The sequence below is a fragment of the Klebsiella sp. HMSC09D12 genome, from assembly GCF_001808475.1.
Lineage (GTDB): Bacteria > Pseudomonadota > Gammaproteobacteria > Enterobacterales > Enterobacteriaceae > Klebsiella > Klebsiella oxytoca.
In genome coordinates this window covers 91,074-102,174 of the sequence record NZ_KV793463.1, presented here as the reverse complement: position 1 = coordinate 102,174, position 11,101 = coordinate 91,074, and the positions used below count along the sequence as shown (strand labels likewise).

At 59.1% G+C, this 11,101-nt stretch carries 9 protein-coding genes and 2 pseudogenes; 2 read left to right on the top strand and 9 right to left on the bottom strand.

Annotation, left to right across the window (positions count from 1 at the left end; translation table 11 throughout):
* Window positions 1-275: 275 nt before the first annotated feature.
* Window positions 276-452: a hypothetical protein gene (locus HMPREF3178_RS30870; protein WP_004099329.1), complete on the top strand. Its 177-nt coding sequence runs from the start codon at window positions 276-278 to the stop codon at window positions 450-452.
* 107 nt (window positions 453-559) lie between these two features.
* Here the strand turns inward: HMPREF3178_RS30870 and HMPREF3178_RS10720 are convergent, their stop codons facing one another.
* The 5 genes from HMPREF3178_RS10720 to HMPREF3178_RS10700 form a co-directional block, all read right to left on the bottom strand.
* Entirely contained in the window at window positions 560-1,255 is a 696-nt protein-coding gene (locus HMPREF3178_RS10720) for an ABC transporter ATP-binding protein (protein ID WP_004099330.1), read from the bottom strand.
* Complete coding sequence (locus HMPREF3178_RS10715) at window positions 1,248-2,030, bottom strand: ABC transporter ATP-binding protein (protein ID WP_004099331.1); 783 nt, start codon at window positions 2,028-2,030, stop codon at window positions 1,248-1,250. Before HMPREF3178_RS10715 ends, HMPREF3178_RS10720 begins: the two co-directional genes overlap by 8 nt.
* Complete coding sequence (locus tag HMPREF3178_RS10710; RefSeq protein ID WP_017146540.1) at window positions 2,017-3,066, bottom strand: branched-chain amino acid ABC transporter permease; 1,050 nt, start codon at window positions 3,064-3,066, stop codon at window positions 2,017-2,019. Before HMPREF3178_RS10710 ends, HMPREF3178_RS10715 begins: the two co-directional genes overlap by 14 nt.
* Window positions 3,066-3,965: a branched-chain amino acid ABC transporter permease gene (locus tag HMPREF3178_RS10705; protein WP_004099333.1), complete on the bottom strand. Its 900-nt coding sequence runs from the start codon at window positions 3,963-3,965 to the stop codon at window positions 3,066-3,068. Before HMPREF3178_RS10705 ends, HMPREF3178_RS10710 begins: the two co-directional genes overlap by 1 nt.
* A gap of 153 nt (window positions 3,966-4,118) precedes the next feature.
* Complete coding sequence (locus HMPREF3178_RS10700; protein ID WP_026055932.1) at window positions 4,119-5,225, bottom strand: ABC transporter substrate-binding protein; 1,107 nt, start codon at window positions 5,223-5,225, stop codon at window positions 4,119-4,121.
* A 180-nt stretch (window positions 5,226-5,405) separates the two neighbouring features.
* Between HMPREF3178_RS10700 and HMPREF3178_RS31690 the strand changes: the two are divergent.
* Window positions 5,406-5,486, top strand: a pseudogene (locus HMPREF3178_RS31690) (hypothetical protein); the annotation flags it as partial.
* A 259-nt stretch (window positions 5,487-5,745) separates the two neighbouring features.
* Here the strand turns inward: HMPREF3178_RS31690 and eutC are convergent.
* The 4 genes and pseudogenes from eutC to HMPREF3178_RS10680 all read right to left on the bottom strand — a co-directional run bounded on the left by eutC (window position 5,746) and on the right by HMPREF3178_RS10680 (window position 11,048).
* Window positions 5,746-6,522, bottom strand: a complete 777-nt coding sequence (gene eutC / locus HMPREF3178_RS10695) for an ethanolamine ammonia-lyase subunit EutC (RefSeq protein WP_017146539.1) — start codon at window positions 6,520-6,522, stop codon at window positions 5,746-5,748.
* Window positions 6,519-7,907, bottom strand: coding sequence for an ethanolamine ammonia-lyase subunit EutB (locus HMPREF3178_RS10690; RefSeq protein ID WP_004099337.1), 1,389 nt, complete (start codon window positions 7,905-7,907; stop codon window positions 6,519-6,521). Before HMPREF3178_RS10690 ends, eutC begins: the two co-directional genes overlap by 4 nt.
* 11 nt (window positions 7,908-7,918) lie before the next feature.
* Window positions 7,919-9,297: pseudogene (gene eat / locus HMPREF3178_RS10685) on the bottom strand (ethanolamine permease).
* A 368-nt stretch (window positions 9,298-9,665) separates the two neighbouring features.
* Window positions 9,666-11,048, bottom strand: coding sequence for a glycoside hydrolase family 28 protein (locus HMPREF3178_RS10680; RefSeq protein WP_004110925.1), 1,383 nt, complete (start codon window positions 11,046-11,048; stop codon window positions 9,666-9,668).
* Window positions 11,049-11,101 lie beyond the last annotated feature (53 nt).

Below are 11,101 nucleotides of genomic sequence, written 5' to 3'. Positions count from 1 at the left end.
CCGATTTCAGCGGGGGCCAGGGCATCGCTGCATAACACGTTGTTTCAGAGATATCTCCGCTGCTGTATGAAACTCTCCCGGAGGCGGCGCTTGACGCGCCTGTCCGGGCTACCAAACCGAGGAAAAGTAGCCCGGATAAGACGTTTACGTCGCAATCCGGGAAAGGCCCCAATATGCATCCCGCAGCATTACTAATCCGGAATTGATATTTCCCGCTCGCCGTCAACTGTGGTTGAAATAGACCCAGGCAAAAATGCTTCCTGACGGAGGAGAAAATGAAAGTGGCGCTGTGGCAACGCATAACGGGCTGGCTGGCTTCTTTATCTGACGGTGAAGCCGGGCAGCAGGATACCCAACGCATCATGGAGGCAATATTGCCGGTCGCCAGTCTCTACGGAATTGAGCTCGGCAACGTTGAAACAAGGTGGTTTCGCCATGATAAAACATACTGAGCGGCGCAGGACGCGCGAAGCCTACTGGAACGAGGTGTGCTTTGTGTAGCGCGAGGCTGTTTGCGGTTGCGGCGACGCAGGAAGCGAAGCCGCAGCCCTGAACAGCTTTATCCCCCCAGATACATCCGCTTAATTTCCGGATTCGCCAGCACCTCCTGCGCAGGACCCGAGAGCATAATCTTCCCATTCTCCAGCACATACGCGCGATCGGCGATGGTCAACGCCGCCGTGGCGTTCTGCTCCACCAGCAGCACGGTAATATTCTCCTCCCGTAGCTGCCTAATCGTGGCGAACAGCTCCCCGACAATTTTCGGTGCCAGGCCGAGGCTGGGCTCATCGAGCATCAGCAGTACCGGTTCGCTCATCAGCGCTCTGGCGATAGCCAGCATCTGCTGCTCGCCGCCGCTCATGGTGCCCGCCATCTGAGCACGCCGCTCCTTGAGGCGGGGAAACAGGCTGTACATGCGATCGCGCAGGCGGGTAAAGCCGGCGAGATTATTGTAGGCCCCCATGCGCAGATTTTCTTCGATGGTCAGGTTGGTGAAGATGCGCCGTCCTTCGGGTACCAGCGCCAGCCCCTTACGCACAATCTGATGCGTCTGGCTGCGGGAGATATCCTCGTTGAGAAAATTGACCCGCCCCGTGGAGCGCACCAGGTTGACGATGCCGTTGAGGGTGGAGGTTTTCCCGGCACCGTTGCTGCCGATAAGGGTAACGATCTCCCGGTCGTAAATATCGATATCAACGCCTTTTAGTCCCTGAATCACGCCGTAAAACACGTTTAATTCGCGCGCGCTAAGCATAACGAACGTCCCCCAGGTAAGCGGAAATCACGCCCGGATCCTCAATGGCTTCCGACATCAGGCCGCTAAACAGCGGCTTGCCGTACTCCAGCACCATCACCCGCTCGCACAGCTTGTTGACGAACGGCATATCGTGCTCGATCAGCAGTACGCTGAGCTGATAGTCGTTACGCATGCGGAAGATCAGGTCTGCCAGATCTTCCGTCTCCTTTGGGTTCATCCCAGCGGCGGGTTCGTCGAGCAGCAGTAATTTTGGCGAGGTCGCCAGCGCGCGGGCGATCTCCACCTTGCGCTGGTTGCCGTAGCTAAGGTTGGTGGCCTGCACGTCGGCGAAATGGGCGATACCGATATCGTCCAGAATCGCCATCGCTTTGGCCTTTGCCGCCCGCTCGGCGGGGTAGTAGCGGCCGATATGCAGCGCCGCTTCCAGCAGCGAATAGCGGCTGGCGCTGTCGAGGCCAACCATCACGTTTTCTAATACCGTCATCGAGTTGAACAGGCGGATATTCTGAAAGGTGCGGGCAATCCCGGCGTTGACCACCCGGTTCGGCTTCAGCCCTTTTAGCGATTTTCCCGCGAGGGTCACGCTGCCGCTGGTCGGTTTATAGTTGGCGGTGATGACGTTGAACATCGTGGTTTTGCCCGCGCCGTTGGGGCCAATCAGGCCAAAAATTTCCGCCTCGTCGACGTGGAAACTGACGCTGTCGATAGCCCGCAGGCCACCGAACTGCATGGTCACGTCCTGCACCTGTAAAATGACCTTATTTTGCGCCATCGCCGCGTCTCCTTTTGCCCACCTGCCAAATCTCTTTTTTGCCCAACAGACCTTCGCGGGCGAACAGCATGATGATCAGCAGCAGCAGCGAGAACACCACCATCCGCAGGCCCGGATACGCGCCGAGATCGTGACCGAAGAACTGGAGCGGCTGGTCGAGAAAGCGCAGCCACTCGCCGCTGCCGACCACCAGTATGGTGCCGAGCAGCGCGCCGGTGGTGCTGCCCAGGCCGCCGAGCACGATAATAATCAGCAGCTGGAAGGTAAGCATAAAGTCGAACAGGCCCGGCGAGATGGTGGTCAGCAGCGAGGCCAGCAGGCCGCCGCCGATCCCTTCGAAGAAGGCGCTGGTGGCGAAGGCGCAGGTTTTAATGCGAAACGTGTTCACGCCCATGGCGATAGCGGCGTCTTCGTCGTCGCGCACCGCTTTCATCATTCGCCCGTACTTCGACCACACCAGCTGCAAAATCATCCCGGTCGCCAGCAGGGCGAACAGCCCGCACCAGAACAGCAGATGCGGCTGCTGCGGAATATCGTTGAGGCCAATCGCGCCGTTGGTGATCTGCGGATTGTTGATTGCGAGGATTTTAATGATAAAGCCGAAGCCGAGGGTCACAATCGCCAGGTAGTCGCCGCGCACGCGGAAGACCGGCAGGGCAAGGCAAACCGCCAGCGCCGCCGCGCACAGGCCGCTAATGAGCAGCGCGGGCAGGAACCCGGCGTGCAGCACGAGGATCCACGGGCTGGGCGCGGCCATCTCAAACATATCCAGCTTGCTGTCGCTGGGGAGGATCAGCAGGGCGGTGACGTAAGCGCCGACCGCCACAAAGCCGTTGGGCTCCAGCGACAGCTGGCCGGTCACGCCGTTGATCAGGTTATAGCTGACTGCGAGGATCATAAAGACGAAAATGGTGCTGATGACGCGAATAATGTAGTCGTTGAAGACGACGTTGATCCCGGCCAGCAGCGCGACGCAGAGAGCAATAATGACCAGGTTGCGCAGCTGCGCCCCGGCGGTAGTCGTAGCGTTGAGCATCAGAAACGGCTCCTTTCCAGACGTTCATCGCCCATAATGCCAACCGGGCGGAATAAGAGGACCAGAATCAAGAACATAAAGGCAAAGGCGTCTTTGTAGCCGCCCAGCTCGGGAAACAGGGCGACCGCCACCACCTCGGTAAAGCCGAGAATAAAGCCGCCGAGCACCGCGCCGGTGACGCTGCCGATTCCGCCGAGCACCGCGGCGGCGAAGGCCTTCAGGCCGATCAGCACGCCCATCAGCGGGTCGATGGTCGGGTAGCTGATGGAGTAGAACACCCCGCCCAGCGCCGCGAGGCTGCTGCCGAGGGCGAACACCAGCGAGATAATGCGGTTGGCGTCGATGCCCATCAGGCGCACGGTATTAACGTCGAAGGCCACCGCGCGGATCGCCATCCCGTAGCGGGTGCGGTACAGCAGCCAGAGGATCGCCAGCAGCAGCAGGACGGTGATCAGCGGCACGATCCACGCCACGTTGGTGATAATCACGTCACCAAAGGCGCGAGTGTTGTTGAAAAATTCCGGTGCGGAAAAGAAGCGCGAGCTGCCGCCAAACAGCACGTTGAACAGGTTTTCGAGGAAGAAGCTGACGCCGATGGCGGTGATCAGCATCGAGATTTTTGATGCCTGACGCAGCGGGCGATAGGCCACCCGGTCGATCAGCATGCCGAACAGGCCGCACAGCGCGAGGGTCAGGAAAACGGCTACCCCGAAGGGTAGCCCAATGGAAGAAAACAAAAACAGGGTGGTAAACGCCCCGACCATCATTACGTCCGCATGGGCGAAGTTGATCAGGCGCAGCACCCCATAAACCATCGTATAACCGATGGCAATCAGGGCGTACATGCCCCCAAGGCTCATTCCATTGACCACTTGCTGGAGAAAAATGGCACCATCCATCTGATATCTCTCTTATTTTCCCTAAATAATTCGAGTTGCAGGACAAAACGGTTAACCGTTTTGAACAGCGCTTGCGCTGGCCCCGTAGGGGCGATGCTCATGGATGAGCCGAGTAACACAGCCAGCGCACATGCAACTTGAAGTATGACGGGGTTAAGGATTAACCACGGTACGAAACGCCAGCTTGCCATCCTTCACTTCGTTGATGACCGCGCTGCGGATAGCGTCGCCGTTTTGTAACGTCAGCGTACCGGTTACGCCCTGGAAGTCCTTAGTAGCGCGAATTTTTTCGTTAACGCAAACCCGGTCGCGCGGGTCGCTGCACTGGTTCATGGCGTTGATAATGACGTTATAGGCGTCCGCCGCCATCGCGCCCCAGGTATGGGTCGGCTGCTGGTATTTGGCTTCCCAGGCTTTGATAAACACCTCGCCCGCCGGCGTTTGCTCTTTGGCGTTCGGCGAGTAGTAGTCGGTGGTCATATAGCCGTTGACCGCGTCTTTGCCGACGTCAAAAAAGACCTGATCCGCCGCCAGCCCGTCGCCGCCGACCACCGGCTTGCTCAGCCCCAGTTGCTTCGCCTGTACGGCGATCAGCGCCCCTTCGGTGTAGTAGATCGGCATATAGATCATGTCGACGTTCTTCGCCTTCACGCTGGCCAGCTGGGCCTTAAAGTCTTTGCTGCCGCCGGGAGCCTGAACTTCGATAGGAATGGTGCCGCCGTTTTTCAGGAACTGCGTGCGGAAGGCTTTCGCCAGGCCAACGGAGTAGTCGTTGCTGCTGTCGAAGACGATGGCGGCGGTTTTAGCCTTCAGATCGCGCGAGGCGAGGTTAGCGCCGACCACGCCCTGGAAGCTGTCGGAGAAGCAGACCCGACTGACGTAAGGGTGGTTGCGGGTGACGCGGTCGTTGGTGGCGGTTGAGGAGACCAGCGGCGTTTTACTGTCGTCGGCGATTTTGGTCATCGCCAGGGTATTGGAGGAGGTGACTTCGCCGATCACCGCGTCGACTTTATCGCTGGAGACCAGGCGCTGCATGGCGTTAGCGGCTTCGACCTTGTCGCTCTTATCGTCAATCACGATAAGCTTCACGGTGTCGCCATTTTTTAACGTCGGCGTAATGCTCTGGATGATATCCAGCCCTTTTTGCGAAGGTTGTCCGTAGCCGCTCAGCGCGCCGCTCAGCGGCAAGACCACGCCAATTTTAATTTCAGCCGCCTGCGCGCTGCTGGCACCGACCCACGCGGCAACCAGCGTGGCCATTAAAGACGCTTTCCCGGAAAACTTGTTCATTTTTACCTCACCGTCGGTCGATTATTTATACCCTTCATACTTCAAGTTGCATGTGCGTTGGCTTTCCTCGCTCACCCCAGTCACTTACTAGAGTAAGCTCCTGGGGATTCCCTGCGTCGCCGCCTTCCTGCAACTCGAATTATTTTGGGTATATCTTTAACCATCAATGACTGCATAACATTGAGAAATAATTCACCTGGATATCCGGCGAATTATTGGCTGTTATATTGAATAGATAACGAGATATATTTGGTATGCAGATTTACCTTACAACGTCCGTTTCGTTTTTACTCATGCAATATTCTTATTACCTGCAGGAAAGGGCATAAGGCTGATGACAACCCTGTTTTGGGTACGGTGAACGCATTATGCCGGGGGCGGCTGACGCCTTACCCGGCCTGCAAAATCCGCAATGCCAGCGCGCACCCGAAAATAATATCCAGGTGCGCCCGGTAATATTAAAAATCTATTCTGCTGTCCGCCTGGTTTATTATTTTAGCTGGCTCAACGGTTTTATTTTTCCATGCAGCGCAGGATTATCACTTTCGTCTTTCAGGCGCACTCCGGTAAGCCGCCGCAAAAAGGCCTGCTCCAGTAACCAGGCCAGCTTAAAAGCGGCGGCATCAAAGCTCAGCCCTTCCGGACGGATATTAGAAATACAGTTGCGCTCCGACTCCAGCCGCTGACGATGCGGCTGCCAGGTTAAATACACTCCGAGGCTGTCCGGCGAAGAGAGCCCGGGCCGTTCGCCAATCAATATCGCCACCGCTCTGGCCTTCAGCGTTTCGCCTATATCATCGCCGAGCGCGACCCGCGACTGGTGCGCCAGCACCACCGGGGCCAGGCTCAGGCCGAGGGTTTTCAGATAGGGCAGCAGGGCGCGAATCAGCGGCACTGCCTGGCGCTGCACGGCGTACGACGACAGCCCGTCGCCAATCACCAGCAGCAGGTCGGCGGGGCGCGCGCCGCTGGCGGCGAGGTCGGCGCTGCTCTCTTCATTCAGCTGTCGCCCCAAATCCGGGCGATTCAGATAGACATGGCGATCGCTGGCGGCACTGCGGACGGTCAGCGTCGACAGCCCCAGCTCCGCCAGCGGCTGAACAAGCTGGTCGCTGGCGAAAGGTTGGTGGATAGCATCGCGCGCCCGGGCGTGGGCGAGGCCGAAATTCAGCACTTCGCGGGTCGGCAGGCTGGCGCCGCTGCGCCCCAGCGCAATCCGCGCATCGGTAAACTCACGCAGCGGGTTCCAGGCGTCGGGAGGATTCATACCGGTTCTCCTTGCGGCAGGACGGAAAGCAGCGGATGGCGGGCATCGGTCAGACGCAGCGCGCCGTGGCGGTCAATAATCTGCATCTTCGTCAGCCAGTCGGCGAACTCAGGCGCATGCTGTAAACCCAGCAGTCGGCGGGCGTAAAGGGCATCGTGGAACGAGGTGCTTTGGTAGTTGAGCATAATATCGTCTGCCCCCGGTACGCCGATCAAAAAGGTCAGCCCGGCCGCGCAAAGCAGCGTCAGCAGGGTATCCATATCGTCCTGATCCGCTTCGGCGTGATTGGTGTAGCAAACGTCGCAGCCGATGGGCAGCCCCATCAGCTTGCCGCAGAAGTGATCTTCCAGCCCGGCGCGAATAATCTGCTTACCATCGTACAGATACTCCGGGCCGATAAAGCCCACCACCGTATTGACCAGCAGCGGCTCAAAATGACGGGCGACGGCATAGGCCCGGGCTTCGCAGGTCTGCTGATCAACGCCGTGGTGGGCGTTGGCGGAAAGAGCGCTGCCCTGGCCGGTTTCAAAATACATCACGTTGTTGCCCAGCGTGCCGCGGTTCAGGCTAAGCGCCGCTTCCCGCGCTTCCTGCAGCAGCGCCAGATTAATGCCGAAACCGCTGTTGGCGGCTTCGGTACCGGCCACCGACTGGAACACCAGATCCACCGGCGCGCCGCGCTCAATCAGCTGCAGGGTGTTGGTGACGTGGGTCAAAATGCACGACTGGGTCGGAATGGCGAAGCGCTGAATAATATCGTCAAGCATATGGTTTAGCTGCGCCAGCACCGGCAGGCTGTCGCTGGCCGGATTGATGCCGATCACCGCGTCTCCTGCGCCGTACAGCAGGCCGTCGAGCATGCTGGCGGCGATGCCTTTGAGGTCATCGGTCGGGTGATTAGGCTGCAGGCGCACGCTCAGGCGCCCCGGCAGGCCGATAGTGTTGCGAAAACGGGTGACGACCCGGCATTTGCTGGCGGCGAGGATCAGATCCTGATTGCGCATCAGCTTGCTGACCGCGGCGGCCATCTCCGGGGTTATCGCGCGGGCGACCTGGCGCAGCGCCGCTTCATCGGTGGCGTCGTCGAGCAGCCAGTCGCGAAAATCGCCGACCGTAAGATGGCGAATCGCCGCGAAGCCCCGGGCGTCGTGGGTATCGAGGATCAGCCGGGTCACCTCATCCTGCTCGTAGGGAATCAGCGGATTATCGAGAATCTCGGTGAGCGGAACCTCCGCCAGCGCCATTTTTGCCGCCATCCGCTCTTCGGCGGAGCCGGCGATAACGCCCGCCAGCGCGTCGCCGGAACGCGCAGGGGAGGCCTTCGCCAGTAGGGTTTTCAGGCTCTCAAAGCGCCATACCTGGCCCGATAGCGTGGTTTTATACATGTGTCGCCTCCTCAGGAGACCGTACGCAGCTGCGGATCCACCGCCGCGCGCTGGCGAGCCGCTGCGGTCTTGCGAAACCACAGGTAGCCGCCGAGCATCATGGCGGCGAAAATCAGCGCCAGCAGCGTGTTGTACCAGACCATCGCCACCAGGCAGAGCACCGCCATGGCCAGCGCGAAGGCCGGCGCCCACGGATAGAGCGGCGCGCGGAACGGTCGAATCAGCTTCGGCTCGCTGCGGCGCAGCTTAAACAGCGCCGCCATCGAGGTGATATACATAACAATAGCGCCAAATACCGACATCGTGACGATACAGGCGGTCAGCGGCATCCCGCTAATGGTGATCAGCGAATCGGAGAAAATGGCGGCGATGCCGACCACGCCCCCGGCGAGGATCGCCAGATGCGGCGTGCGGGTGCGGCGGTTCAGCGTCGCCAGCCCGGCGGGGAGATAGCCCGCGCGCGCCAGAGAGTAAATCTGCCGCGAGTAGCCCATGATAATCCCGTGGAACGAGGCCACCAGGCCAAACAGCCCCAGCCACACCAGCATATGCAGCCAGCCGCTGCTGTTGCCGACCACCATTTTCATCGCCTGCGGTAGCGGGTCGTTGATATTGGCCAGGGTTCGCCAGTCGCCGACGCCGCCGGCAAAGACCATCACGCCTATCGCCAGTACGGTCAGGGTCAGAATGCCGCCGCCCAGCGCCCGGGGAATAGTGCGCTGCGGATCTTTAGCTTCTTCGGCGGCCATCGATGCGCCTTCAATCGCCAGAAAGAACCAGATCGCGAACGGGATGGCGGCAAACATGCCCGGCAGCGCCAGGCCGCTAAAGCTTTCCGCGCCCGCCCAGCCGTTAGCGGTAAAATGGCTCCAGGAGAAGCCCGGCGCGACCACGCCCATAAACACCAGCAGTTCGAAAATCGCTAATAACGTCACCATCAGCTCAAAGGTGGCGGCAATCCCCACGCCGAGAATATTCAGCGTCATAAAGATAACATAGGCGCCGCAGGCCACCCATTTGGGGTCGAGCGCCGGAAACTGCACGTTCAGATAGGCGCCGATGGCCATAGCGATGGCGGGCGGGGCGAAGACGAATTCAATCAGGGTCGCGAAGCCGGCGATAAACCCGCCGGTGGGGCCAAAGGCGCGGTAGGCGTAGGCAAAAGGTCCGCCCGCATGCGGAATGGCGGTTGTCAGCTCGGTGAAGCTAAAAATAAAGGCGCAGTACATCGCGGCGATGGCCAGCGCGACGATCAGAAAGCCCAGCGTCCCGGCCTGGGACCAGCCGTAGCTCCAGCCAAAATACTCCCCGGAAATAACCAGCCTACGGCGATCCCCCATAAGCGGAAACTGCCGAGCGTTCTTTTAAGCGTTGTGGTTTGCTCTGTCATGTTCGTTGCCTCGCCAGATAAAGATATCGGGAGGGTTGCAAAGAGAATGCCAGGGCATACCACCGATAAACGCGGCGGTTTAAGAACCTATCCCATTAGGGCTATCTTATTTGCCAGTTTGGCCCTGGGCAGTGCTCAGACAATACTCACAGAGTGTTGAACGCCCTTCAGGGCGGCCCGCAGGGGGAGCGTAGCGAACCATCCTCACGTACTACGTGTACGCTCCGGTTCTTGCGCGCTGTCCGTGTCCAAACGGTCTGCAACGATTACGCCTGTTGGGCCAGGCTCTACGCCAACGAGGATCAAAAAAGGGGCAGACCGCGCCCGGCGGAAGAGTCGCCGTGGTGCAGCTGCCCGCAAATGTGGCGTTACTGGTGCACGATGGCGCCAGCGTCTTGTTGAATTACCGGACCTGCTTTCACCTGCAGGTTAAGTCCTTTACTCTCCAGCTCGGCATTGCGAATGCGCAGGCCGCGGTCGGCTTCAATATTGACGTTGCTAAAATGGAAACCGCTGAGCGGCGCTTCCGGGGTACCGATAATATAGGCCGCCGCTTTGCTGTCGCCGGTGGAGGTTAAATTCTCAACGGTGATGTTACTGAAGTGCGGAGTCTTGTATTTATCGAACGGCTGTTTCGGGTCGCTGTCCGGCGGATAGATCTGCTCGCCGAGGGTAAAGCCGCCTGCCTGCAACAGCTTATCGACCTCGGCCTGCACAATCGGCGCGGCTTTGTAATAGGCGGAGAACACCAGCGGCACCTCAACGTTATGCATTCTGGTATTGCGGTAGACGATATTTTTTACCTCGCCGCCTTTGCCGCGCGGGCTTTTAATCCTAATGCCGTACATCGAACCTTCGAAGGTATTGTTTTCCACCAGCACGTTATTCACGCCGCCTGCGCTCTCGCTGCCGATGGAGATCCCGCGCCCCTGCTTCAGAGTGTTGTTGGCGATATAGATGTTATCCACCACGCCGTCCGGGAAGCGCGGGTCGGCTTTCTCCGCCTTGATGGCAATATGGTCGTCGTTACAGTCGATATAGTTGTTGGTAATACGGATATTCTGGCTATCGATAGGATCGATGGCGTCGGTGTTCGGCGCATGCCACGGCGAAAGAATACGCGTGCCGTTGATATCGACATCGTGCGCGTAGCGGGTGACCACGTGGAAGCTGGGTGAATGGGTGAGGGTCACGCCGTCGATAAGCACGTTACTGGCGCGGGTGATATAAATCAGCCGCGGCCGGTCGGTACCGCCTTTCTTGCCGGTGGCGCGGATATTTTCCCGCCAGCGTTCCCACCACACCGCGCCCTGGCCGTCGATAGTGCCTTCACCGACGATGGCCACGTTTTGCGCGTCGGCGATGCTGATAAACGGCAGCCAGCCGTTTTCCGCTTCGGCGTATCGCGTTTTATCATCGCCGCGATAGGCAGCCACTTCGGTTGAGGCCACCAGGGTGGCGTCTTTCTCCAGCTTAAGCTGAATATTATTCTTCAGAAACAGCGGGTTGGTGAGGAAATTACCTTTCGGCACCAGCACCGTTCCCCCTCCGGCGGCGGCGCAGTCATCAATCGCTTTTTGAATGGCATCGGTGTTGAGCGCGATTTGCAGCCGATGGCCTTCTGCGCCGTAGTGGGTGATATCACAGACTTTATCGGGAAACTTCACGGAACTCGCGGCCTGAGCGGCGTGCAGCGGTAGAAGGCCGACGGCGGCAGCGGCGGCCCACAGAGGCAAAGCGCGGGGTATCATGGCATTATCCTTTTTTGGTTTGTTGTTTTGTAAAATTAGCACCAATGTTTTGA

Bases quoted from the DNA above. Each gene is read 5' to 3' on its own strand.
- HMPREF3178_RS30870 (WP_004099329.1), top strand. From the start codon at position 276: ATGAAAGTGGCGCTGTGGCAACGCATAACGGGCTGGCTGGCTTCTTTA.
- HMPREF3178_RS10720 (WP_004099330.1), bottom strand. From the start codon at position 1,255: ATGCTTAGCGCGCGCGAATTAAACGTGTTTTACGGCGTGATTCAGGGA.
- HMPREF3178_RS10715 (WP_004099331.1), bottom strand. From the start codon at position 2,030: ATGGCGCAAAATAAGGTCATTTTACAGGTGCAGGACGTGACCATGCAG.
- HMPREF3178_RS10710 (WP_017146540.1), bottom strand. From the start codon at position 3,066: ATGCTCAACGCTACGACTACCGCCGGGGCGCAGCTGCGCAACCTGGTC.
- HMPREF3178_RS10705 (WP_004099333.1), bottom strand. From the start codon at position 3,965: ATGGATGGTGCCATTTTTCTCCAGCAAGTGGTCAATGGAATGAGCCTT.
- HMPREF3178_RS10700 (WP_026055932.1), bottom strand. From the start codon at position 5,225: ATGGCCACGCTGGTTGCCGCGTGGGTCGGTGCCAGCAGCGCGCAGGCG.
- eutC (WP_017146539.1), bottom strand. From the start codon at position 6,522: ATGAATCCTCCCGACGCCTGGAACCCGCTGCGTGAGTTTACCGATGCG.
- HMPREF3178_RS10690 (WP_004099337.1), bottom strand. From the start codon at position 7,907: ATGTATAAAACCACGCTATCGGGCCAGGTATGGCGCTTTGAGAGCCTG.
- HMPREF3178_RS10680 (WP_004110925.1), bottom strand. From the start codon at position 11,048: ATGATACCCCGCGCTTTGCCTCTGTGGGCCGCCGCTGCCGCCGTCGGC.